This is a genomic window from Mesorhizobium sp. M0800, assembly GCF_040320095.1.
Taxonomy (GTDB): Bacteria; Pseudomonadota; Alphaproteobacteria; order Rhizobiales; family Rhizobiaceae; genus Mesorhizobium.
This window is the reverse complement of sequence record NZ_JAMYOZ010000007.1, coordinates 24,677-49,566: the sequence shown is the minus strand read 5'-3', so window position 1 is coordinate 49,566 and position 24,890 is coordinate 24,677. Positions and strand designations below refer to the sequence as shown.

Annotated in this window: 19 protein-coding genes; 11 read left to right on the top strand and 8 right to left on the bottom strand. The window is 63.8% G+C overall.

What is annotated here, in order from left to right; genetic code table 11:
- The first annotated feature begins 1 nt into the window (after position 1).
- From NKI18_RS11550 to NKI18_RS11540, 3 genes are read left to right on the top strand one after another with little or no spacing between them, the layout of a single operon-like run.
- Complete coding sequence (locus tag NKI18_RS11550) at positions 2-550, top strand: DinB family protein (RefSeq protein WP_352616991.1); 549 nt, start codon at positions 2-4, stop codon at positions 548-550.
- A gap of 50 nt (positions 551-600) precedes the next feature.
- Positions 601-858 (top strand): BrnT family toxin, encoded by a 258-nt coding sequence (locus NKI18_RS11545; RefSeq protein ID WP_352616993.1) that lies wholly within the window; start codon positions 601-603, stop codon positions 856-858.
- Positions 845-1,156, top strand: a complete 312-nt coding sequence (locus tag NKI18_RS11540; protein ID WP_352457131.1) for a BrnA antitoxin family protein — start codon at positions 845-847, stop codon at positions 1,154-1,156. Before NKI18_RS11545 ends, NKI18_RS11540 begins: the two co-directional genes overlap by 14 nt.
- A 19-nt stretch (positions 1,157-1,175) precedes the next feature.
- On the opposite strand, the gene NKI18_RS11535 is transcribed toward NKI18_RS11540, so the two are convergent.
- Positions 1,176-1,400: a type II toxin-antitoxin system Phd/YefM family antitoxin gene (locus NKI18_RS11535; protein ID WP_352457132.1), complete on the bottom strand. Its 225-nt coding sequence runs from the start codon at positions 1,398-1,400 to the stop codon at positions 1,176-1,178.
- A gap of 49 nt (positions 1,401-1,449) precedes the next feature.
- Positions 1,450-2,562: a 4-hydroxyphenylpyruvate dioxygenase gene (gene hppD, locus NKI18_RS11530; protein WP_352616996.1), complete on the bottom strand. Its 1,113-nt coding sequence runs from the start codon at positions 2,560-2,562 to the stop codon at positions 1,450-1,452.
- 139 nt (positions 2,563-2,701) lie between these two features.
- On the opposite strand from hppD, the gene NKI18_RS11525 reads away from it, so the two are divergent.
- Positions 2,702-3,169, top strand: coding sequence for an Lrp/AsnC family transcriptional regulator (locus NKI18_RS11525; protein ID WP_254817488.1), 468 nt, complete (start codon positions 2,702-2,704; stop codon positions 3,167-3,169).
- 249 nt (positions 3,170-3,418) lie between these two features.
- Here NKI18_RS11525 and NKI18_RS11520 read toward each other — a convergent pair whose 3' ends face one another.
- The 4 genes from NKI18_RS11520 to aztA all read right to left on the bottom strand — a co-directional run bounded on the left by NKI18_RS11520 (position 3,419) and on the right by aztA (position 6,531).
- Complete coding sequence (locus tag NKI18_RS11520; RefSeq protein WP_023674411.1) at positions 3,419-3,757, bottom strand: protein tyrosine phosphatase family protein; 339 nt, start codon at positions 3,755-3,757, stop codon at positions 3,419-3,421.
- A gap of 122 nt (positions 3,758-3,879) precedes the next feature.
- Positions 3,880-4,821: a zinc ABC transporter substrate-binding protein AztC gene (gene aztC / locus NKI18_RS11515; protein ID WP_352501460.1), complete on the bottom strand. Its 942-nt coding sequence runs from the start codon at positions 4,819-4,821 to the stop codon at positions 3,880-3,882.
- Positions 4,822-4,843: 22 nt separating this feature from the next.
- Complete coding sequence (aztB, locus tag NKI18_RS11510) at positions 4,844-5,719, bottom strand: zinc ABC transporter permease AztB (RefSeq protein WP_353019803.1); 876 nt, start codon at positions 5,717-5,719, stop codon at positions 4,844-4,846.
- Positions 5,719-6,531, bottom strand: a complete 813-nt coding sequence (gene aztA / locus NKI18_RS11505) for a zinc ABC transporter ATP-binding protein AztA (protein WP_352617001.1) — start codon at positions 6,529-6,531, stop codon at positions 5,719-5,721. The genes aztB and aztA overlap by 1 nt, the downstream gene beginning before the upstream one ends.
- A gap of 212 nt (positions 6,532-6,743) precedes the next feature.
- On the opposite strand from aztA, the gene NKI18_RS11500 reads away from it, so the two are divergent.
- Positions 6,744-7,088, top strand: coding sequence for a RidA family protein (locus NKI18_RS11500; protein WP_352617004.1), 345 nt, complete (start codon positions 6,744-6,746; stop codon positions 7,086-7,088).
- A 170-nt stretch (positions 7,089-7,258) separates the two neighbouring features.
- Here NKI18_RS11500 and hutC read toward each other — a convergent pair whose 3' ends face one another.
- A complete protein-coding gene (gene hutC / locus NKI18_RS11495) occupies positions 7,259-8,020 on the bottom strand; it encodes a histidine utilization transcriptional repressor HutC (protein ID WP_352620982.1) in 762 nt (253 codons plus the stop codon).
- Entirely contained in the window at positions 8,017-9,369 is a 1,353-nt protein-coding gene (locus NKI18_RS11490) for a formimidoylglutamate deiminase (protein WP_352620983.1), read from the bottom strand. The genes hutC and NKI18_RS11490 overlap by 4 nt, the downstream gene beginning before the upstream one ends.
- Before the next feature lie 98 nt (positions 9,370-9,467).
- Here NKI18_RS11490 and hutI point away from each other — a divergent pair, with 98 nt between their 5' ends.
- The 6 genes from hutI (at position 9,468) to NKI18_RS11460 (ending at position 24,764) form a co-directional block, all read left to right on the top strand.
- Positions 9,468-10,703, top strand: coding sequence for an imidazolonepropionase (hutI, locus tag NKI18_RS11485; protein ID WP_352620984.1), 1,236 nt, complete (start codon positions 9,468-9,470; stop codon positions 10,701-10,703).
- A complete protein-coding gene (hutH, locus tag NKI18_RS11480) occupies positions 10,700-12,235 on the top strand; it encodes a histidine ammonia-lyase (RefSeq protein ID WP_352571517.1) in 1,536 nt (511 codons plus the stop codon). The genes hutI and hutH overlap by 4 nt, the downstream gene beginning before the upstream one ends.
- 574 nt (positions 12,236-12,809) lie before the next feature.
- The gene (gene hutG / locus NKI18_RS11475) at positions 12,810-13,628 is read left to right on the top strand and encodes an N-formylglutamate deformylase (protein WP_352620987.1); all 819 of its coding nucleotides are present in this window, start codon (positions 12,810-12,812) and stop codon (positions 13,626-13,628) included.
- A gap of 32 nt (positions 13,629-13,660) precedes the next feature.
- The gene (gene hutU, locus NKI18_RS11470; RefSeq protein ID WP_352620989.1) at positions 13,661-15,331 is read left to right on the top strand and encodes a urocanate hydratase; all 1,671 of its coding nucleotides are present in this window, start codon (positions 13,661-13,663) and stop codon (positions 15,329-15,331) included.
- Between the two features lie 8 nt (positions 15,332-15,339).
- Positions 15,340-15,927, top strand: coding sequence for a HutD/Ves family protein (locus NKI18_RS11465; protein ID WP_352620991.1), 588 nt, complete (start codon positions 15,340-15,342; stop codon positions 15,925-15,927).
- Between the two features lie 266 nt (positions 15,928-16,193).
- On the top strand, positions 16,194-24,764 hold the full coding sequence (locus NKI18_RS11460) for a glycoside hydrolase family 94 protein (RefSeq protein WP_352620993.1): 8,571 nt from the start codon (positions 16,194-16,196) through the stop codon (positions 24,762-24,764).
- Positions 24,765-24,890 lie beyond the last annotated feature (126 nt).

Here is a 24,890-nt window from a genome sequence, read left to right as displayed (position 1 = left end):
CATGGACCTGCTGAACCATTTCCGCCGCATGGCAGCCAACAATCTCTTGTCGAACGACCGGCTCTACCGCGCCGTGCTGCAGCTTGAGCCCGGCGAATTCGAAGCCGAACGGACGAGCTTTTTTCCGTCGATCAAGGCAACGCTGAACCACATCCTGGCGGTCGATCACCTCTATCTCGATTTTCTCGAAGAGGGCGGCGTCGGCGCCGCGGTCTACGATGAGTTCTTGCTCTTCGACGAAGCGGACGCGCTCTTTGGCAAGCGGACGGAGGCCGACCGGCGGCTGATCGCCTTTTGCGACCGCCTGTCGGCGGACGATCTCGAGCGCCGCGTTCTCACCGATCGGCGCGAGGACGGCATGATACCGGAACGGATCGGCGACCTGCTCGCCCATCTCTTCATCCACGACATCCATCATCGCGGCCAGGTGCACGCGATGCTGTCCGGCACCTCGGTGAAACCGCCGCAACTCGACGAGTTTTTCCTCGATTATGATCTGAAACTCAGGAAAGCCGAGGTCGAGAGGTTGGTGCTCGAAGGTCGCAATTAGTTGTAGTTACGAAAATTATTGACTTAATTATTGTAGGTACATAAATTCTGATGAAGATCGTTTGGGACGAACCAAAACGGTTGGCCAACATTGACAAGCACGGCTTGGATTTTGCGGCGCTTGATGACGAGTTTTTTCTTGCCTCGACAATCCGCACTGCCAAGGCCGGTCGTCTCATGGCAATTGGCCGGATCATCGATGGCATCGTTGCGGTGGTGTTTGCCCGGCTCGGTTCCGAGGGCATCTCGATAATTTCGATGCGCCCGGCAAGTCCCGCGGAAAGGAGATTGTTCAATGGCAAAGCGTAAGGTGCGCACCGAGTTCGAAGCTGGTCGCGGCTACAGCAAAGAAGACTGGGAAGCCGTTTCGGAGAATCCGGAATGGACAGAGGAGGATTTTCGAAACGCTCGTCCTTTCGCCGAAGCGTTCCCTGAGCTTGCCGAAAGCATTCGCCGTTCGCGCGGCCGGCCGGCTCTCGATAATCCGAAGAAGCAGGTAACACTCCGTCTCGACAGTGACGTAGTCGCCCGCTTTCGTGCCGGCGGCCCCGGCTGGCAGAGCCGCATCAACGAGATTCTGCGCAAAGCCGCCGGCCTCGCCAAATAGACGTTTGCCTGTGACAACGTCATTTGACATACCCGTCCCATTCGGGACCGAGTTCGTCAAAATCGTCGGCAATCCTGATTTTGCCCTTCATGGCGCCGACACGAGGCAGAGACTCGGGCACGGCTAGCGGCACGAGGCGCGCCGCAACCTTGCCGCGACGGGTAATCACAATCTCTTCGCCAGCTTCCGCGCGGCTGACGAGTTCCGACAGTCTTGCCTTGGCCTCTGCGATAGCAATGTTCATGGCCAAAGTCTGAGCTACTACTGACCGAATCGCAAGAAGTCCGGTTAGCCTACTCCGCCGCCTGCACCTTCAGCACGCCGCGCTTGATCTGGTCCTGCTCGATCGATTCGAACAAAGCGCGGAAGTTGCCCTCGCCAAAACCTTCGTCGCCCTTCCTCTGGATGAACTCGAAGAAGATCGGGCCGATCACTGTCTTGGAAAAGATCTGCAGCAGGATCTTGGTCGTGCCGCCATCGACGACGCCTTCGCCGTCGATCAGGATGCCGTGCCTTTTCATACGTTCGATCGGCTCTTCATGGCCGTTCACGCGGGCGTAAGACATGTCGTAATAGGTCTCGGGCGGTCCCGGCATGAACTTCAGGCCGTTGGCGGCCAGCCTGTCGGTGGCGCCGTAGATGTCGTCGGTGCCGACGGCGATGTGCTGGATGCCCTCGCCATTATACTTCTTCAGATATTCGGCGATCTGGCTGGTCTCGTCCTTGGACTCGTTCAGCGGAATGCGGATCTTGCCGCAGGGCGAGGTGATGGCGCGGCTGACCAGGCCGGTGATCTTGCCGTCGATGTCGAAGAAATGGATCTGCTTGAAGCCGAACAGATCGCGGTAGAAATCCCACCATTTGTCCATCTGGCCGCGATAGACATTGTGGGTCAGGTGGTCGAGGTAATAGAAGCCGACGCCTTCCGGCCTGGGGTCGCGCTTGCTGAGCCAGTCGAACTCGGCGTCGTAAGCCGAGCCCTTCTCGCCGTAAGTTTCGATGAAATAGAGCAGCGATCCGCCGATACCGACGATCGCCGGCACATCGAGCGTCTTGTCGTTGCCTTCATAGGGCGTCGCGCCCTTGGCCACAGCGTGATCGAAGGCATGCGTTGCATCGACCACCCGCCACGCCATCGAGGCGGCGCAAGGGCCGTGCTTGTCGACGAATTTCATGGCATGCGAGCCGGGTTCGGCATTGACGACATAGTTGATGTCGCCCTGCCGCCAGACGGTGATGTCCTTGCTGCGGTGCTTGGCCACCGGCACATAGCCCATGCGGGTGAACAGTTCGGCGAGCTTTTCCGGCTCGGCATGCGCGAATTCGACGAACTCGAAGCCGTCGGTGCCGGCGGGATTGGTTTTGCTGATCTTGGCGGGCGGTGCGTCGTGCGGGAAGGGACCCATGGCATTGCTCCGAAATCTGGAACTGGCCGCGTCGGCCATCTGAACGCAATTATAGCGCGGAGCGAGTGCAAATTGCTTGCATTCAAACGCTTGAAATGGTCTGATCATGCGCGAGTTGTGCACTGCGGACCCGAAATTCATGGATGAGGCGCGCATCGACCAGTTTGACCGCAAGATAATGGCTCTTTTGCAGGGCGATGCACGGCTGACCAACAACGATCTGTCGGAACGGGTGAACCTGTCCGCGTCGCAGTGCTCGCGTCGTCGCCAGCGGCTGGAGGAGGACGGCTATATCAAGGGTTACCGGGCGGTGCTCGACCGCGACAAGCTCGGTTTTTCCCTGGTCAACGTCATCTCGGTTACGCTCGCCACCCACAACCGCGACAATGCGCGGCGCTTCGGCGAATTGGTGGCGCGGCTGCCGCAAGTGCAGGAAGCGCACGCGCTGACCGGCGAGATGGACTACATATTGAAAGTCGTGACGCCGGACCTGAAGTCGCTGTCGGAATTCGTTAACAGCGTGCTCCTGCCGCACGAATCGGTGCAGCACGTGAAGACGGCGATCGTGCTGGAGACGTTGAAGGAGACCGGCGCGCTGCCGATTTAGCCAGACGGCTTTTCGTTAGATATGGCGGAGGGACAGCACCCCCCTCTGGCCTGCCGGCCATCTCCCCCTCAAGTGGGGAGATTGGCAGCTCTGACCTCGCTGCCCACTCCGCAACGCTGAAAATTGGCGAAAGCCAACGCGACATCCAATCTCCCCACTTGAGGGGGAGATGGCCGGCAGGACAGAGGGGGGTGCGAAGGATCGCCACAGTGCGGAACTTGACTTCCTCCGCTCGGAATGTGAGGCCTCTCACCCCTTCGACTGCTGGATCAGCCCATAAAGATTAGTGCAGCGGGCGCCGGACCGGCAGTAAGCGAAGACCGGGCCTTCGAGTTCGTCAAGCGCCTCGGCCTGGTCCTCGACATTCTCGGCCGTGATCTGGCCGCTGATGACCGGGATGTAGCGGAAGGCGAGCCCGGCGCCCTCGACCGCCGCTTTGACGGTGTCGGCCGATGGCTGGCCGGGCTGCTCATCGTCCGGCCGGTTGCAGATCACGCTTTTGAAGCCGGCGGCCTTGATGGTGGCGACATCTTCGGGCTGGATCTGGCCCGAGACCGAATAGTCCTCGCTGATCTGGCGGTATTCCATGGCGGTGTCCTCGCAATCTGGTTAGCGGCAGTCTTGCCACTCCCTGACCCGGTCGGCAACAGCCATTAGATAGAAATCCGGCCGGGCAATTTCAGCCCGACCGGATGGAGTGACTAGACAGCTCAGCTGCCGAGGATCGCGCCTTTGATCTGGGCGATGTTATTGTGCATCAGGTCGATATAGGTCGCGGCCGGGCCGTCGGGCTGCGACAGCGCATCGGAATAGAGCGTGCCGCCCACCTTGATGCCGGTCTCGCTGGCGATCTGCTCGATCAGCCGCGGGTTGGTGATGTTCTCGACGAAGATCGCCGCCGCCTTGTCCTGTTTCACCTGGCTGACCAGCTTGGCGACGTCGGCGGCGGAGGGCTCCGACTCGGTCGACACGCCTTCCGGGGCCAGGAACGTCAAGCCGTAGGCCTGCTCGAAATAGCCGAAGGCGTCATGCGAGGTGATGACGACGCGCTTCTCCTGCGGGATCGACTGGATCGCCGCCTGCACTTCGCCCTCAAGCGCCTCGAGCTTTTGCGTATAGGCGGCTGCATTGGCCTTGTAGCTGTCGCAACCCGCAGCGTCGGCCGTGCAAAAGGCGTCGGCGATGTTCTTCACATAGATCTTGGCATTGGCGATCGACTGGAAGGCATGCGGATCGGTGACCGTCTTGCCGCCATCGGTTTCCGCGCCTTCGGCGGCATCGGCCTCGGCGAATTCGGGTTTGAAATTGATCGGCGTGACCCCCTTGGTCAGCACGGCAATCGAGGCCTTGGTGGCGCTGGCGTCGACCAGGCGCTGCAGAAAACCTTCGAAATGCAGGCCGTTGACCAGCACGATGTCGGCCTTGGCCATCGCCACAGCATCGGCGGGGCTCGGCTCGTAGACATGGGCGTCGCCGTCAGGCCCGACGATGGTGGTCAGATCGATGCGGTCGCCGCCGACATTCTTGGCGAAATCGGCGATGATCGTGAAGCTGGCGACCACCTTCAAAGGCTCAGCAAAGGCCGAAGATGCGCCAAAGGCGGTTAATGTTATAACGCTCACGGCCAAAGCGGCGCGGATCGATTTCAGCATGGACAGTTTCTCCTTGTTGGGATCAGGCAGTTCTGTGGCGGTGATGGACGATGCGGGCGCGCAGGATACCGCGCGTGCCGAACAGGATCGAGGCGAAATAGACGACGCCGGCGGACAGGATGATGGCCGGGCCGGAGGGCAATGACGCATGGTAGGACAACAGCAGCCCGGCAATGCAGGAGGCAAAGCCGATTACTGTGGCCAGCACGCACATCGGCTCGACGCGCGAGGTCCAGAAGCGGGCCGCCGCTGCCGGCAGCATCATCAGCCCGACCGACAGCAAGGTGCCGAGCGCCTGGAAGCCGCCGACGAGGTTGAGCACGACGAGGCCGAGAAAGATGAAATGCACCGGGCTGCCCATCCGGCTGACCGAGCGCAGGAACAAAGGGTCGAGGCATTCGGCGACCAGCGCCCGCCAGAAGATGGCGAGGCTGACCAGCGTCACCGCGACGATGCCGCCGATCAGCGTCAGCGCCTCGTTGTTGAGCGCCAGCACGGTGCCGAAGAGCACATGCATGAGATCGACGCTGGAGCCGCGGATCGACACCATGAGCACGCCGATGGCCAGCGAAATCAGATAGAAGGCCGCCATAGAGGCGTCCTCGCGCTGGATGGTGAAGCGCGAGACGGCGCCGGCGCCGAGCGCCACGATGATGCCGGCGATCAGTCCGCCGATGGTCATCGGCAGGATCTCCAGGCCATAGAACAGGAAGCCGGCGGCAGCACCCGGCAGGATGGCATGCGCCATGGCATCGCCGGACAGGCTCATGCGCCGCAGCATCAGGAACACGCCGACCGGGCAGGCGCCGAGCGACAGCATCATCGAACCGGCGAGCGCCCGCTGCATGAAGGCGTAGTCGGCGAAAGGAGCGACGAAAAGACCGTAAAGCACCTCCATCATGCCGCCCTCGGCCCGGAGCCGTGATGATGGTCGTGGTCATGGCTGTGCTCGTGGCCACCGTGCTCGTGATCATGCTCGCCGGGCTCACACCATGGCGCGTTGTCCTCCCAGGCCTCGTGGAAGCGGCGCGCACGCAACAGATTCTCCGGCTGCAGCGTCTCTTTGGTCTCGCCCCAGGCGATCGGCTGGCGCGCCAGGAGCAGTGTTTCGGGGAAATTCTGCCGCACCAGATCGAGATCATGGACCACAACCATGATCGTGCGTTCCTCGCCGTGCCAGCGCTTGATCAGCGCGATCAGGTCACCGACCGTCTTGGCATCGACGGCGTTGAACGGCTCGTCGAGCAGGATGAGCTCGGCATCCTGCAACAGCACGCGGGCAAACAGCGTGCGCTGCAGCTGGCCGCCCGACAGTGTGTCGATCGGCCGCTTCTCGAAGCCGCCGAGGCCGACGGCCATCAGCGCCTTGCTGACAGAGTCGCGATCTTCCCTCGTATAACGGCCGAGCATGCCGCGCCGCGGCCACAGACCAAGCGAAACCAGGTCGACGACCCGGGCCGGAAAGGAGCGGTCGAGTTCCGATTGCTGCGGCAGATAGGCGGCGCGTACGCCGGGCGCCCGGATCACCGCGCCGGCCATCGGCTTCAGGACGCCGACAATGCCCTTCATCAGCGTTGATTTGCCGGAGCCGTTGGCGCCGACGACCGCCGTCAGCGATCCCTTGCGGATCGTACCATTGAGGTGGTGGACCGCAGGATGGCTATTGTAGCCCAGCGTCAGGTCGCGGAAGGTCAGGCAGGTTTGGCTCATGTGACGATCCATGGGGGCGATGATCGGCGCTGCAGGGGCGGATTCGATATGTGATGTTATTACATTAGTCAACAAGCCAATCGGGCGGAATTGCGGCCGGGCCGTCTTGTTGTGTGCTTTGGCTTGGCTCAAGAAGTTCCGCTTGAGCGGCCTTGCCCCCGGCGAACCCGGCCCCTAAACAGGCGCACCGACAAGAGGAGAAGGAATATCCAATGAGCATTCGTCGTATCGATGTAGGCCCGCGCATGAGCCAGATCGTCATCCACGGCAACACCGTCTATCTGGCCGGTCAGGTCGGCAAGCCGGGCGGAAACGTCGGTGCCCAGACCAGGGACATTCTGGCGGCGATCGACGAATTGCTGGCCAAGGCCGGCACCGACAAAACCAAGATCCTGCAGGCGATCATCTGGCTGGCCGACATGAGCACCTTTGCCAAGATGAACGCGGAGTGGGACAAATGGGTACCGCAAGGCAACACGCCGGCCCGCGCCACCGGCGAAGCCAAGCTTGCCGGACCGGAATATCTGGTCGAGATTATTGTTACCGCGGCGATTTGAGAATGCGGCTCTTTACCCTCCCCCTCGAGGGGAGGGTCGGCGAGTAGTCGAAGCGAAGCGGAGACTGCGAGACGGGGTGGGGTCGGCGAGGTCGCACCGACCCCACCCCGCGTCACAAAATGCCGCCATGCGGCAATTTGCTCCGCGACCCTCCCCTCGAGGGGGAGGGTTTACCCCTGCGACGGCGTGAACCGCGCCACCAGCGTGTGGTTCTCTGCCGCATAGGTGAAGCGGACATGGGTGACGGGGTGCTCGGCGCTCCATGTCCGCCGCTCGATCACCAGGCACGGCGCGCCCGTCGCGATGTCGAGTGCCGCCGCGATGTGCTTTTCGGCGGCAACCGCGCGTATGCGATGCTCGGCCGCACTCCATGGAACGCGGCCGATCAGCCACGGACCGGGCGCGGTGTCGAAAAACGCCTCTTCGGCAGCCTCCGGTACGGCAGCCAGGTTGATCAGCCGCTGCTCGTGGGCGAACGGCCGCTTGCCGGCGAAATGCCGGCATTCCAGCACCAGCACCGGCCCGGCGACGTCGAGTTCCAGCAGGGCGCGGTCGCCGGCGCTGCTGCGCCTTCTGTTTCGCGCTATGCGCTCATAGCGGTAGGGCAGGCCAAGTGCCTCGACCTCGATCCGGATGTCGTGGATTTCGAGAACGGCTGCCTGCGACTGCGGCCGGCGGACAAAACTGCCGGAGCGACGCCGGCGCTCGATCAGCCCGGCCTTGGCCAGTTGCGACAGCGCCTTGTTCACTGTCATGCGCGAACAATTGTATTCGGCCGTCAGTTCATGCTCGAACGGAATGCGGTGGCCGGGCGCCCAGGCACCCGACAGGATCCGTTCGCTGATGTCCGACAGGATGCGCTGGTGCAGCGAAAGAACCTCGCCGCCGTCCGCGCTTCCAGAATCCGCGCTTATTGTCCCGATCATGCTCATGCCGAAAGCGCCGTCATGACCTTGCGGAACCGCTCGGCGATAACATCGCGCCTGGCATGCATGCCGCCGCTGACCAGTTTCCTGCCATGCACCCAGACGCAATCGATCTTGGTGCCGTTGGCAAAAATCCAGGCGTCGAGGATTGCATCGCCCGTCTTGCCGGCCAGCGATGGATGCTTGCCGTCGAGCGAGACGAAATCGGCCGAGGCACCTGCTGCGATCTGCGAGAGGCCGGCGCCCAGCGCGGCACTGCCACCATCGAGCGCTGCATCGAATAGCGCACGGCCGGTCGAGCCGCCGGCGACCGCCAGCACATTGCGGGCGCGGTGGGCGAGGCGCTGCGAATATTCGAGCTGCCGCAACTCGTCCGGCAGGCCGATCAGTACGTTTGAATCCGAACCGATGCCGAAGCGGCCGCCATGCTGCATGAACAGGGGCGCGGCAAAGGTGCCGTCGCCGAGATTGGCCTCGGTGATCGGGCAGAGGCCGGCAACGGCGCCGCTTTTCGCCAAATCGGTCGTCTCGGTATCGGTCATGTGGGTGGCGTGGATGAGGCACCAGCGCCGGTCGACCTTGGCGTTGGCAAGCAGCCATTCGACCGGCTGCGCGCCGGACCAGGCAAGACAATCCTCGACCTCCTTCATCTGCTCGGCGATGTGGATGTGGATAGGCCCCTCCGGCGCCATCACCGTGATGTTTTCCAGTTCCTCCGGTGTCACGGCACGCAGGCTGTGCGGGGCGACGCCCACGACGCCTTGATTCAGCGCGCGAATGGATTCGCGGCATTTCTCAACAAGCCGCGAGAACTGGTTCACATCGTTGATGAACCGGCGCTGGCCTTCATTCGGAGCAGCGCCGCCGAAAGAGGAATGCGCGTAGAACACCGGCAGCAAAGTCAGCCCGATGCCTGTCTCGGACGCTGCGGCAACAATGCGCTCCGCCATCTCGGCGATGTCAGTATAGGGCCGGCCGTCACGGTCGTGGTGGAGATAGTGAAACTCGCCGACGCGCGAGAACCCGGCCTCCAGCATCTCGACATAGATCTGGGCCGCGACCGCCTCGACTTGGTCCGGCGTCATCGACAGCGCGAAACGGTACATCACCTCGCGCCAGCTCCAGAAACTGTCGGCGGAAGGGCCGCGCAATTCGGCAAGGCCGGCCATGCCGCGCTGGAAGGCATGGCTGTGCAGGTTCGGCATCCCTGATAGCAGGATGGCACGGCGCTCGTCGCCAGGCAGGAGCGAGGTATTCGCCTTGACCGTGGCGATCTTGCCGTCGGAGATGACGATCCGCACATTGCTGTGCCAGCCGTCGGGCAGAAGCGCCTGTTCCGCAAAGATTGCTGTCACGTTTTTCTCCAAATCCCGGTCTGCCGTGCGATGATAGCGCTTGCAGTGCCTTTTCATATGTATATACATAATCGTCACCTATTGAAACGGAAAAGATGATGGCTGCAGAGAGCAAAAGCCGGGCAGGAGAGCTCCGTCTCTGGCGCAATGCGCGCCTCGCGACCATGGCCGAAAGCAGCGCCGGGTCAGGCGTCGTCGAGCACGGTGCGGTCGCCGTGCGCAACGGCCGGATCGTCTATGCCGGGCCGGAAGTCGACATGCCGGCGGCTCTCCGCGAGGGCGCCGAGGCGACCGACTGCGAAGGCCGCTGGATTACGCCCGGCCTGATCGACTGCCACACCCATCTGGTCCACGCCGGCAACCGTGCCAATGAATTCGAGATGCGGCTGGCCGGCGCCAGCTATGAGGAGGTTGCCAAGGCCGGCGGCGGCATCGTCTCGTCGGTCAAGGCGTTGCGCGCGGCTAGCGAGGACGAACTGGTCGCCCAGTCGCTGCCGCGCCTCGATGCGCTGATTGCCGAAGGCGTCACCACCGTCGAGATTAAATCCGGCTACGGTCTCGACCTCGAAAACGAGAAGAAGTCGCTGCGCGCCGCACGACGGCTGGGCGGTGAGCGGCCGGTGACGGTCAGGACCACTTTCCTCGGCGCTCATGCGCTGCCGCCCGAAGCAAAAGGTGACAAGGACGCCTTTATCGATCTTGTTGCAAAGCAGATTTTGCCGGCCGTCGCTGCCGAGGGCCTGGCCGATGCCGTCGACGGTTTTTGCGAAGGCATTGCCTTTTGGCCGGAGCAGATCGCCCGCGTGTTCGATGCCGCGAAGGCGGCGGGCCTGCCGGTCAAGCTCCATGCGGACCAGCTGTCCAATCTGCACGGCGCCGAACTTGCGGCGCGCTATGGTGCGCTATCGGCCGACCACCTCGAATACACCGACGAGGCGGGTGCGGCGGCGATGGCGAAGGCAGGAACCGTGGCGACCATCCTGCCCGGCGCCTACTACTTCATCCGCGAGACCAAGAAGCCGCCGATCGCCTTGTTTCGCCAGCATGGCGTCAGGATGGCCGTTGCCACCGATAACAATCCCGGCACGTCGCCGCTGACCTCGCTGCTGCTGACCATGAACATGGCCGCGACATTGTTTGGCCTGACCGTCGATGAATGCATTGCCGGCGTTACCCGCGAGGCTGCCCGCGCGCTCGGGCTGCTTGGACAGACCGGCACGCTGGAGGCCGGAAAATCCGCCGATCTGGCGATCTGGAACGTCGAGCGCCCGGCCGAACTCGTCTACCGCATGGGCTTCAACCCGCTGCATGCCCGCATCTGGAGGGGACAATGACCGAACTCAAGCTAAGGCCGGGCAATGCCACGCTGGCCGATTGGCGCGCCATCTATCGCGGCGCCGCACTGAGGCTCGATGATGCCTGCCGGCCGAAGATCAAGGCCAGCGCCGAGGCCGTCGCCAGGATCGTTGCCAAGGGCGAGCCGGTCTATGGCATCAATACCGGCTTCGGCAAGCTGGCCAGCGTCCGCATCCCCGCCGCCGATCTGGAAACGTTGCAGCGAAACATCGTGCTGTCTCATGCCGCCGGCGTCGGCGAGCCGATGCCCGTCGCAATCTGCCGGCTGATGATGGCGCTGAAGCTGGCCAGCCTGGCACAGGGCGCCTCCGGCGTGCGGCCGCGGACGATCGAACTGATCGAGGCGATGCTGGCCAACGACGTTATCCCCGTGGTGCCGGCGCAAGGCTCGGTCGGCGCTTCCGGCGACCTTGCGCCGCTGTCGCACATGACCGCCGTGATGATCGGCGTCGGCGAGTGCTTTACCCCGCATGGCCGCTTTCCCGCCAAGGTCGCCTTCGTTTCGCACGGCCTGGAGCCGGTGACACTGGGCGCCAAGGAAGGCCTGGCGCTGCTCAACGGTACCCAGTTTTCGACCGCCTATGCGCTTGCCGCTTTGTTCGAGGCGGAAGTGCTCTACCAGTCGGCACTGGTCGCCGGCGCGCTGTCGACCGATGCCGCCAAGGGCTCCGACGCTCCGTTCGATCCACGCATCCATCTGCTCAGGAAACATCGCGGCCAGATCGAGACGGCCGAGGCGTTGCGCAATTTGATGGCCGGCAGCGCCATCCGTGAATCGCACCGCGTCGGCGACGAGCGCGTGCAGGATCCGTATTGCCTGCGCTGCCAGCCGCAGGTGATGGGCGCAGCACTCGACGTGCTCCGCAAGGCCGCCGAGACGCTCGGCACCGAGGCCAACGGCGTCACCGACAATCCGCTGATCTTTGCCGAGGACGACTCCGCACTTTCGGGCGGCAATTTCCATGCCGAGCCGGTCGCCTTCGCCGCCGACATGATCGCACTCGCCGTCTGCGAGATCGGCTCGCTGTCGGAACGGCGCATCGCCATGCTGGTCGATCCCGCGCTGTCGGGCATGCCGGCCTTTCTCACGCCCAAGCCGGGTCTGAATTCCGGTTTCATGATCCCTCAGGTCACGGCGGCAGCACTGGTTTCTGAAAACAAGCAAAAGGCCTATCCGGCCAGCGTCGATTCGATCCCGACCTCGGCCAACCAGGAAGACCACGTCTCGATGGCGGCGCATGGCGCGCGCCGCCTCATCGGCATGGTCGAGAATGCGACGGCCGTCATCGGCATCGAATTGCTGGCCGCCGCGCAAGGCTGCGATTTCCACGCACCGCTGGCCTCGAGCGCGGCACTGGAGGCGGTGCGCCGGCTGGTCAGGGCAGAGGTGCCGCATCTCGACAACGACCGGCACTTCCACCCCGACATGGAGAAGGCCATCGCCATGATACGCAGCGGCGCGGCGGTGAAGGCCGCGGGTGCGGTGAAACTGCCGGGCGTTGCGTCATGAGGCGGTGTGCCGTGACAGGTCGCGTTCTGTCGCGCCCCCCTCTGTCCTGCCCTCTTTGCCATCACTTGGCATCTCCCCCTCCAGGGGGGAGATTGGCTGTCGTCTCGGCTTTCGCCAATCTCCAGCGTTGCAGGACTGAGCGAGGCGCCGAAGCTGCCAATCTCCCCCCTAGAGGGGGAGATGTCCGGCAGGACAGAGGGGGGCGCTGTCCCGCCGACGTCCAGCCAGAAACAAAAAACCCGCCTCAAAGGCGGGTCGTCGGGCCGAATCAGCACCATGCGCAAATTAGTAGCATAGCTGCCGGCACAAAGCAAGAACAAAATGCGTTGCGAGCGATAAAAACCGAGGTCGGTGTTCACGGACGATTGCAAGGTCGCGTTCCTTCGCGCCCCCCTCTGTCCTGCCGGACATCTCCCCCACTTGGGGGGAGATTGGCAGTTTCACCGACAACGCCTTTTCTTCAGCGTTGGAGATTGGCGAAAGCCGAAGCGACATCCAATCTCCCCCCGCGTGGGGGAGATGTCCGGCAGGACAGAGGGGGGCGCCGTAGAGCTCCAGTGCAAGGAGACTTTTCATGAACGAGCACGACTGGCTTACCGTGCATGAAGGATCCAAGCCGCTGCTTGTCAGCTTGCCGCATACGGGCACGGATCTGGCTGGCCTGGAAAATCGGTTTGTTTCGCCGTGGCTCGCACGCCGCGACACCGACTGGTGGATCGAGCAACTCTACGATTTTGCGGCTGATCTTGGCGCCAGCGTCATCCGCACGGCGATTTCGCGCACCGTTATCGACGTCAACCGCGATCCGTCCGGCGTTTCGCTCTATCCCGGCCAGACGACGACTGGGCTCTGCCCGACAGAGACCTTTGACGGCGATCAGCTCTACCGCAAGGGTGAGGAGCCGGGACCGTCGGAGATCGACGAACGCCGCGAGAAGTTCTTCGTACCCTATCATGCCGCTCTGCAGGCCGAGATCGGCAGGCTGCGCGCTTTGCATGGGAAGGTCGTCGTCTATGACTGCCATTCGATCCGCTCGGTGCTGCCGCGCCTTTTTGAAGGCAAATTGCCGGTCTTCAATCTCGGCACCAATGACGGCAAGAGCGCCGATCCGACGCTGCAAGCGACGGTTGGCCAGATCCTCGCCGAAACCGGCGAGAGCTACGTCGTCAACGGCCGCTTCAAGGGCGGCTGGATCACGCGCCATTTCGGCCAGCCGCAAGCCGGCGTCCACGCGCTGCAGATGGAACTCTCCAACCGCGGCTATATGCGCGAGCCCGAAGGCAAGGGCGAACCGGCTAACTGGCCGGTGCCTTACGAGGCCGAATTCGCGGCGCCGATCCGCGTCACGCTGAAGAATATCCTGGAAACCGCGATCGCCTGGGCCGAACGCTGACGCGCGGTGGACCTCACTCGAAAGGGACAATCATGACCGATCCTCGCCACAACATCCGTGAAGTGCGCAGCCCGCGCGGCAGCGAGCTCAACGCCCGCACCTGGCTGACGGAAGCGCCGTTGCGCATGCTGATGAACAATCTCGACCCAGACGTCGCCGAAAACCCCAACGAGTTGGTCGTCTATGGCGGCATCGGCCGGGCGGCGCGCACCTGGAACGATTTCGACCGCATCGTTGCCTCGCTGAAGACGCTTGGCGACGACGAGACGTTGTTGGTGCAATCGGGCAAGCCGGTCGGCGTGTTCCGCACTCATCCTGACGCCCCGCGCGTGCTGATCGCCAATTCCAACCTGGTGCCGCACTGGGCGACATGGGAGAAATTCAACGAGCTCGATAGAAAGGGCCTGATGATGTACGGCCAGATGACGGCCGGCTCGTGGATCTACATCGGCACGCAAGGCATCGTGCAGGGCACCTACGAGACCTTCGTCGAGGCCGGCCGCCAGCATTATGGCGGCAATCTCAGGGGCAAATGGATCCTGACCGGCGGCCTCGGCGGCATGGGCGGTGCCCAGCCGCTCGCCGCGGTCATGGCCGGCGCCTGCTGCCTGGCCGTCGAATGCGATCCCGACCGCATCGATTTCCGGCTGCGCACCCGCTATGTCGATGAGCGCGCCGATACCCTTGACGAGGCCTTGGAAAAGATCGAGCTCTGGACCAAAGCCGGTGAGGCGAAATCGGTTGGCCTGGTCGGCAACGCCGCCGACATCCTGCCGGAACTGGTGCGGCGCGGCGTGCGCCCTGACATCGTCACCGACCAGACCTCGGCGCATGACCCGCTCAATGGCTATCTGCCCAAGGGCTGGTCGCTGGCCGAGTGGCGCGAGAAGCGCACCAGCGACCCGAAGGCCGTTGAAAGAGCTGCCCGCGCGTCGATGCGCGAGCATGTCGAGGCGATGGTGGCGTTCTGGAATGCCGGCGTGCCGACGCTCGACTACGGCAACAACATCCGCCAGGTGGCGAAGGAGGAGGGGTTCGAGAATGCTTTTGCCTTCCCGGGTTTCGTGCCGGCTTATATCCGTCCGCTGTTTTGCCGCGGCATCGGCCCGTTCCGCTGGGCAGCGCTTTCCGGCGATCCCGAGGATATCTACAAGACCGACGCCAAGGTGCGCGAGCTGACCCCCGGCAACACCCATCTGCACAACTGGCTCGACATGGCGCGTGAGCGCATCGCCTTCCAGGGCCTGCCGGCGCGCATCTGCTGGGTTGGGCTTGGCGATCGCCACCGGCTCGGCCTCGCCTTCAACGAGATGGTCGCCAGGGGCGAACTGAAGGCGCCGGTGGTCATCGGCCGCGATCACCTCGATTCCGGCTCGGTCGCCTCGCCGAACCGCGAGACGGAGGCGATGAAGGACGGCTCCGATGCCGTCTCCGACTGGCCGTTGCTCAATGCCTTGCTCAACACGGCGTCCGGCGCCACCTGGGTGTCGCTGCACCATGGCGGCGGCGTCGGCATGGGCTTTTCGCAGCATGCCGGCATGGTCATCGTCGCCGACGGCACGCCCGAGGCGGCCAAGCGCCTGGAGCGGGTTCTGTGGAACGATCCGGCGACCGGCGTCATGCGCCACGCCGATGCCGGCTATGACATCGCGATCGAGTGCGCCCGGGAGAACCAGCTCAACCTGCCCGGCATTTTGGGCTGAGCCGCGCCTTGCGCATCCTTCGGGCAGCCGAATACCGGTCGATGCCATGGAAGAACGGCGGCGGGGTGACGACGGAGATTGCCGTCTCGCCGCCAGGTGCCGGGCTCGACGATTTCGACTGGCGCGTCTCGATGGCGCTGGTCGAGGGCGGCGGCCCATTTTCCGGATTTGCCGGCGTCGACCGGACCTTGGCGTTGCTGGAAGGCGAGGGCATGATCCTCGACATCGCCGGCCGGCTACCGGTCGAAATCATCAAGGCTTCCGCACCGCTTGCCTTTCCGGCCGACGTGCCGACGCAAGCCACGCTGATCGCCGGTCCGATCACCGACCTCAACGTCATGACCCGCCGCGCCCGGGCGATCCACACGGTCGAGCGCCTGCTGATTTCGGCTCCGACGGAGATCCAGGCCGGAGCCGATGAAATACTCATCCTGTGCGTCGACGGCGAACTCAGCGTGGCCGGCGCGGCGCCCATGCAACTTGGGCCGCTCGACGCGCTGTTGCTCGGGGCGCAAGCGCCGGAACTGCGCCTGGATCCGGTCCGGCCGGCCATGCTGTTCGTGATCCGCATCGACCGCATTGCCGGCAACGATTAACGTCTGTTTCCAAACATGATCGCGACGCCGGCCAAATATCGCGTAAGCTGGTAGCTGCATCACGAAAAAGCCTGAATCTTCCGCCGATCAGAAGCCGAAACGATGCTCATAGTGCCGCCTGGAAGTTGTCGAAAGACGGCATCTTGTCGTGGTGCGGAAACAAACTTTCGGCCAAGTGTTGCGATGCAACCAATTGCATTTGGACCGGTTTTAGGGACATTGCCGTGGCGGTGACGCCGCACTGCGTCCCCAACACGGAACCTTAGATGAATATCCAGACCAATCTCGCACAGATCGAAAAGACGAGCGCCAGCTTCCCGGCTGTCACCGACGTGCCGATACGCTCCAATTTCCTGCCGGAAGATCGGCTGCGCGCTTTGGGCGCAGCCCTTGCCAATGGCGACGCCAAGGACTTGTTCGGTCTGACGCCTTTCGATTTTCAGGCGCGCATCCGCGACAGCGCCAGGAAAATTCTCGATGTCTACCGTTCCACCAACGCTGCCCAGGCGAGGGGCGAAACGATCACGCCCGCGGCGCAGTGGCTGCTCGACAACAATTACCTGGTCGAGGAGACCATTTTTCAGGTCAAGCGCGACCTACCGCGCCGCTTCTACCGCCAGTTGCCGACGCTGAAACTGTCGGATGGATCCAGCGTGCCGCGCGCACTGGCGGTCGCGTGGACCTATGTCGCGCATTCCGACAGTTCCGTCTCGTCGGCCATGTTCAAGGCGATCGTCGAAGGCTTCCAGTCCGTCGAGCCGCTGAAGATTGGCGAATTATGGGCGCTGCCGTCGCTGCTGCGCTTCGTCCTGATCGAGAACCTTCGCCGGATCGCGGTCCGCGTCAATCGCACGCGGGAACTGCGCCAGATCGCCAACGAGGTCGCCGATCGTGTGCTGGCGACGGACGACAGCGCCGACCGGCAGGCGATACTTTCCCACTACAGCGCCCATGCGCAGGACACCACCTTCGCCACCCAGTTGCTCTACCGGCTGCGTGACGGCTCGCAAAATGCCGGCAGGGCGCTGGAATGGCTGGAGGGCGAGCTGGAAAGGACCGGCTCCGACGCCGAGGAGATCATCCTCAGCGAGCACCACACGCTGTCCAGCGGCAACGTGACCACCGGCAACATCATCCGCGGCCTGCGCCTGATCAACGACATCGACTGGACGGTGTGGTTCGAGGGCGTCAGCCGCATCGACACCTTGCTGCGCGAACGCACCGATTTCGCCGCGCTCGATTTCTTTTCGCGCGACCAATACCGGACTGCGATCGAGGAGCTGGCGCGCCGTTCCGATCTCTCCGAATTTCGCGTTGCCGAAAGGGCGATCGAGCTCGCCGGCCATGCTGCCGATGCACCGGGCTCCGAAAGCGGTCCGATCGCTCACACTGACGTCGGCTTCTTTCTGGTCGGCCCGCGCCGGCAGGAGCTCGAGCGGTCGATCGGCTACCGGCCGACCATCGGCAAGACGCTCAACCGGACCTTCCGCAAGACCGGATGGCTGGGCATCGTCGTGCCGGTGTTTGCGCTGACGGTCCTGCTTCTGGTCGTTTCCGGCAATGCGCTTGCCAATCTCGGCCTGTCGGTGCCGTCGATCGTCCTGATGCTGGCCCTGTTCGCGGTGCCGGCCAGCGAAGGCGCGCTCGCATTCTTCAACACCGTCGTCTCGCTGTTTTTGAAGCCGACGCGTCTCATCGGCTATGATTTCAGGCACGGTGTGCCGCCCGAGGCGCGCACGCTGGTGGTGGTGCCGTCGCTGATCGGCTCGCGCGACGATGTCGAGGAGAACATCCGCAACATCGAGGTGCATCACCTCGCCAACACGGCGGGCGAAGTCTATTTCGCGCTGCTTTCCGACTGGCCGGACTCGAAGACCGAAATCGATACGGCGGATGTCGAAATCCTCGAATTCGCCCGAGCCGAAATCGCCAGGCTGAACGCCCGCTATCCCTCGGAAGGGGCGCCGCGCTTTTATCTGCTGCATCGGCGCCGGCTCTACAACGCATCGCAAGGCGTCTGGATGGGCTGGGAGCGCAAGCGCGGCAAGCTGCACGAATTGAACCTTCTGCTGCGCGGGGACAGCGACACCACCTTCCTGCCGTTGGAAGTGCCATTGCCGGAGAGCGTCGTCCACGTGATGACGCTGGACGCCGACACCCGCACCACCCGCGACGCCGTCGCTGCGCTGGCCGGCAAGCTTTGCCACCCGCTCAACCGTCCGCATTTCGATGTCGCACGGCGCGAGGTTACGGCAGGTTATTCCATCCTGCAGCCGCGTATCACCGCGTCGCTGACCAGTGGCGACGAGGCATCGTTCTTTCAGCGTGTCTTTTCCGCCAATCGCGGGCTCGATCCGTACGTCTTTGCCGTGTCGGACCTCTACCAGGACATCTTCGGCGACGGTTCCTTCACCGGCAAGGGTCTTTACCATGTCGACGCCTTCGAGGCGGCGCTGAAGGGCCGCATCGAGGAAAACACCATCCTCAGCCATGATCTGCTCGAAGGCGCCCTGGCGCGCTCGGCCTTGGTCACCGACGTCGAACTGGTCGAGGACTATCCGACCCGCTATTCGGTCGACGCGTCGCGCCACCATCGCTGGGCACGCGGCGACTGGCAGCTTCTGGGCTTCATTCTTGGCCCGCGCTCAAACGTGCCGGCGCTGTCGCGCTGGAAGATGGTGGACAATCTGCGCCGCTCGGTGACGCCGATCTTCTGGGTGATGGCCGCGATCGCCGGCTGGACGCTGCTGCCCTTCACGCAGGCCGCGCAATGGCAGGCGCTGCTGATCCTTACGCTGTTCATGGCGCCCACGTTCGACATCGTCGACGCCATTCTGCCGAAGAGCGGCGACCAGACGCCGCGCGGCCATTTCTCGGCACTGGCGCGCGACGTTGCCTTCGGCACCGCCCTGGTGGCGCTGAAGATCGTCCTGATGGCGCACCTTGCCTGGATGATGGGCGACGCGATCATCCGCACGCTTTACCGCCTGTTCGTCAGCCGCCAGAACCTGCTCGAATGGCGCACCGCCTCGCAGGCACACAAGGGCGGCGACAACGATCTCGGCTCCTACTACAGCATCATGTACGGCGCGGTGATCATAGGCGTCGTCGGCCTCGCCGTCCCGGTGCTGGCCGATTCCACCGGCGCCTTCGTCGCCTTCTTCTTTGCCTTGTTCTGGATCGGCGCGCCCGCCATCGCCTGCTGGATCAGCCGTTCGGCCGAAACCGAGGACCGCCTGCGCATATCGGCCGCCGACATCCACGCGCTGCGCACCGTGGCGCGGCGTACATGGCACTATTTCGAGACCTTCGTGACGGCCGAGCATCACCATCTGCCTCCGGATAATTTCCAGGAAAGCCCGGCCCCCGTGGTGGCGCCCCGCACCTCGCCGACCAATATCGGCGTCTACCTGCTGTCGGTAATTTCGGCACGCGATTTCGGCTGGATCAGCCTCTCCGACGCGGTCAACCGCATCGACGCGACCATGTCGACCATCGAGAGCATGCCGCGCGACCGCGGCCATCTCTTCAACTGGTATGACACGACGACCCTGAAGCCGCTCTACCCGCTGTACATTTCGGCGGTCGACAGCGGCAATCTCGCCGGCCATCTGGTGGCCGTGGCCGCTGCCTGCGCCGAATGGGCGGAAGCGCCGTCGGTGCATGTGCAGGGCGACTTCGAAGGCATCCTCGACACCGTCACCATCCTCGATGAAAGCCTTGAGGAACTGCCCGACGACCGGCGTCAATTGCGGCCCTTGCGCCAGCGGCTCGCCGACCGTCTCGACGGCATGCGGCGGGCGGTCGAATTGATCAAGGCGCAGCCGGAGATGGCGTCGATCCGTACCATCAACCTGGCCGTCCTGGCCGGCGAGATACGCAAGCTCGCGACAGCCATCCACACCGAGGCCGCGTCGACCCAGAGCGACACCATCGCCGATTGGGCGGCCAGGCTCGAAGCCACCTGCGAGGCGCATGTGCACGACGCGCACAGCGACGAAAACGCCGTCGCGGTATTGCGGGCCAAGCTTCTAACCTTGCGCGAACGCACGCGCCGTTTCGCCTTCGAGATGGATTTCTCGTTCCTGATGCGGCCCGAACGCAAGCTCTTGTCGATCGGTTACCGGGTCGAGGAGCATCAGCTCGACGAAAGCTGCTACGACCTTTTGGCCTCCGAGGCGCGGCTGACCAGCCTGTTCGCCATCGCCAAGGGCGATTTGCCGACCGAGCACTGGTTCCGGCTCGGCCGGCCGATCGTCGAGATCGGCTTCCAGGGCGCACTGATGTCCTGGTCCGGCTCGATGTTCGAATATCTGATGCCGCCGCTGGTGATGAAGGAGCCGCAAGGCAGCATTCTCAACCAGACCAGCAAGCTCATCATCAAGCGCCAGATCCAGTATGGCGGTTCGAAGAACGTTCCCTGGGGGATTTCGGAAGCGGCCTACAACGCCCGCGACCGCGAGCTAACCTATCAGTACACCAATTTCGGCGTGCCCGGGCTCGGCCTGAAGCGCGGCCTTGGCCAAAACACGGTGATCGCGCCTTACGCGACCGTGCTGGCAGCGCAGTTCACGCCGCATGAATCCGTCCAGAACCTGGCCAGGCTGAGGCGGCTGGGCGCACTGGGCCGGCACGGTTTTTACGACGCGGTGGATTTCACGCCGCAACGCGTCCCCGAGGGCACCGACCACGCCGTCGTGCTCAACTACATGGCCCACCACTCCGGCATGTCGATTGCCGCAGTTGCCGATGCGATCTTCGAAGGGCGCCTGCGCGACCGCTTCCACAGCGATCCGGTGATCGAGTCGGCCGAATTGCTGCTGCAGGAAAGGGCGCCGCGCGACATCCCGACTGCGACCGTCAGGACCGAGGCCGACGAGCGCTCGAAGGACGAGACCGAGCTGGAAAGCCCGGATACCCGCATCGTGCTCGATCCGCTCAGGGCGCTCCGCTCGACCAGTGTCATGTCCAATGGCCGCTATTCGGTCATGGTGACCGCCACCGGCTCCGGGTACAGCCGCTGGGGCGAACTTGCCGTCACGCGCTGGCAGCCGGATCCGACCGAGGACCGCCTTGGTTCCTATATTTTCCTGCGCGACGCCAGCAACGGCGACTGGTGGTCGGCCACCGCCGAGCCGAAGCGCGCCGCCGGCGAGCGTGCGCAGACGCTGTTCTCCGACGACAAGGCGAGCTTCGTCAAATCGATTGGATCGCTGCGTTCGGAAGTCGAGTGCATCGTCATCTCGGAAGGCAATGGTGAGGGCCGACGGGTGACGCTCCACAATGATGGCCCCGCTGACCGGCATATCGAAGTAACCTCGTTTGCCGAACTGGTGCTGGGCTCCGAGCCCTCGGATAATGCCCATCCGGCTTTTTCGAAGATGTTCGTGGAAACCGAGATCGCGCCGAATAACGGCGCGATCTTCGCCACCAGGGGCAAGCGCGAAAAGGACGAACCCGACGTCACCATGGTGCATTTCGTCACCGACCCGTCTGGATCGGCGCGAGACGCCGAGGCGGAAACCGACAGGCGCGCCTTCATCGGCCGCGGCCGCACCATCACCGAAGCGGCTGCCTTTGATCCCGGCGCCAAGCTTGGCGGCCATTCCGGCTTCACTCTGGATCCGATCGCATCGCTTCGCCGGCAGGTGCGCGTGCCGGCCAACAAGAAGATTTCGCTGACGTTCTGGACAGTCGTCGGTACCCATCGCGCCGAATTGGATGCCGCCATCGCACGGCTCGACCATCCCGAAAGCTTCGCCCGCCAGGCGATGCTCGCCTGGACGCGCTCGCAGGTGCAGACCCGTCACCTTGGCCTCAGCCTGTCCGACGCCGCCAATGTGCAGAAACTGGCGCGCTATCTGATCTATCCCGATCCGTTTCTGCGCCTTCCGGGCGAATCCATCGTCTCCGGGCTCGGCAGGCAGTCCAGCCTGTGGCCGACCAGCATATCCGGCGATTTTCCGATTTTCCTGGTCAGGATCGCCGATGTCGCCGATCTGGAGATCGTCGCCCAGGCGCTTCGCTTCCAGGAATACATGCGCGCCCGCGGCATGATGATCGATTTTGTCGTCGTCAACGAGCAGGCGTCATCCTACGTGCAGGACCTGCAGCGCGCGGTGGAGACGCTGTGCGAAAACAGCCGGTTGCGCGGCAAGGAACTCGGACCCCGCCAGCACATCTTCGCGGTGCGCCGCGATCTGATGGAGGAAACGACCTACAGGACCTTGCTCGCCGTCGCTCGGGTGGTGCTGCATACGCGCAACGGCACCATCTTCGACCAGATCGAGCGCGCCGAGGCCGCGGCACTGCAGGCGCGGGACGCCGCCCTCCAGCCGGCAGACCTTGCAGCGCTTCGCGAGCCGTCCTTGCCGGTGCCGACGTCGCAAGCATCTGCCGCCCAGGCACTGATCGAGGGCCGCGTCGACGGCAGCGGGCTCGACCAATGGAACGGTTTCGGCGGCTTCGACGGCGACGGACGCCACTACGTCGTGCGTCTTACCGGCCGGCGCACGACGCCGCAGCCGTGGATCAACGTCATCTCCAACCCATCGTTCGGGTTCCACATGTCGGCTGAAGGCGCTGCCTTCACCTGGAGCCGCAACAGCCGCGACTATCAGTTGACGCCATGGTCGAACGATCCGGTCACCAACCGGCCGGGCGAGGGCATCTATATCTACGATCAGGCCAGTGGCAGGGCGTTCTCGCCAATGGCTGCCGTGGTGCGTGACCCGACAATGACCTACGAAACCTGGCACGGGCAGGGTTTTTCGACGTTCCGCTCAAAACGCGGGCCGCTGTCGATGGACCTGACCCATGTTGTCGATCCCGTCGATCCGGTGAAGATATCGCGGCTGCGCATCCAGAATTCGGGTTCGGTGCCGATGCGGCTGCGCGTCTACGCCTATGCGGAATGGGTTCTTGGCGGCCATCGCTCGCGCACCGCTGCAAGCATCGTTCCGTCGAGGGATGCCGCAACCGGCGCGTTGCTGGCGCAAAATCCCTATGGGCTCGATTTCGGCGAGCGGATCGCCTTTCTGGCCGCCGACGGTGCTGTGCATTCGGTCACCGCCGATCGCGGCGAGTTCATCGGCAGGCAAGGCACGAGCGAGTTTCCGCATGCCGTGCTGAGCGGCGCCGGCCTGTCCGGCCGTGTCGAGGCCGGCGACGATCCCTGCGCGGCCATCGCACGCGACATCGACATCGCTGCCGGCGGCGACGTCACGCTGCTCTGGCTGCTCGGCGACGCGGCCTCGCCCGAGGCGGCCAGCGCGCTGGTGCAGACCCATCGCTCAAGGGATTTCGATCAGCGGCTGGCCGATAACGAGCGCACATGGCGCGGCTTTCTCGACACAATCCAGGTCGAGACGCCGGACAAGGCACTCGACGCCATGGTCAATCACTGGCTGCCCTATCAGAGCCTGGCCTGCCGCATCCGTGCCCGCTCTGCGTTCTATCAGGCGAGCGGTGCCTTCGGCTTCCGCGATCAGCTGCAGGATACCTTGGCCTTGCTGGCGCATGACCCCAAGCTGGCGCGCGATCAGATCCTCAACGCGGCGCGGCGGCAATTTCCCGAAGGCGACGTACAGCATTGGTGGCTGCCGCGCACCGAGGCCGGCGTCCGCACCATGATCTCGGACGACGTGGTCTGGCTGGCCCACGCCACGGCCCGTTACCTGCTGGTGACCGGCGACACCGCGATCCTGAAGGAGCAACTGCCCTTCATCGAAGGGCAGGCGCTGGGCGAAGGCGAGCACGATGCTTTCTTCATCCCGGAAATCTCGAAGAAGACAGCCTCGCTCTACGACCATTGCGCGCGGGCGCTCGATCTTGCCGTCAAGCGCAGCAGCCCGGCCGGGCTGCCGCTGATCCTCGGCGGCGACTGGAACGACGGCATGAACCGCGTCGGCGAGCACGGCAAGGGCGAGAGCGTGTGGCTGGGCTGGTTCCTGCTGAAGACGCTGGGCGACTTTGCCGCTGTCGCCAAGGCGGAGCGCGATGCCAAGCGCGTGCAGGCCTGGACGAAGCACGCCGAGGTGCTGAAGCGGGCGCTGGAAAGCACCGCCTGGGATGGCGAGTGGTATCGGCGCGGCAGCTTCGACGACGGCACGCCGCTCGGCTCGCGCAAGTCGGACGAGTGCAAGATCGACTCGATCGCCCAGTCCTGGAGCGTGCTTTCGGGCGAGGGCGACCCGGCGCGGTCGACCACGGCAATGGCGCAGGCGATGAAAGCGCTCGTCGACGACGACCTCAAGATCGCCAAACTGTTCACCCCGCCCTTCTCGAAGACGGAAAAGGACCCGGGCTACATCAAGAGCTATCCGCCGGGGGTCCGTGAAAACGGCGGCCAATACACGCACGCGGCAACATGGTTCGTCATTGCGCTAGCCGAGATGGGTCGCACCGACGATTCCTACCGTTGCCTTTCAATGCTCAATCCGGTCAACCATGCGCTCGACGAAGCCGCGGCAGAGCGCTACCGGGTGGAACCTTATGTCGTCGCGGCCGACGTTTATTCCGGGCAAGACAAGGGCGGCCGAGGCGGCTGGACCTGGTATACCGGGTCGGCGGGCTGGCTTTATCGAGCTGCGGTCGAGAGCATTCTCGGCATAGAGCGCCGCGGACAGCGCCTCCAGTTCACGCCGAGACTTCCTAGCCATTGGGACGGCTATTCGGCAACCCTGAAGATGCTGGGCGCCGAGATCAAAGTACGCGTCGTCCGCGACAAAAAGGCCCGGGCCATCTCACTTGAAGTGAATGGCACGAAGACCAAATCTTCGTCCTTCGAGCCAAAAGCCGGAGATAGTGCCGAGGTGGTCGTCAGAATACCGGCCTAGATTCAAGGGCTTGGAGCGTCGCTTAGCGTTCCCAGGGGCACGCACGGGCGCTCCAAGTGCATCTACCGGTTATATTTGCGTTTGACCTTGCTGAATGCCTGCACACGACTTTAGACGTCGTGCCCA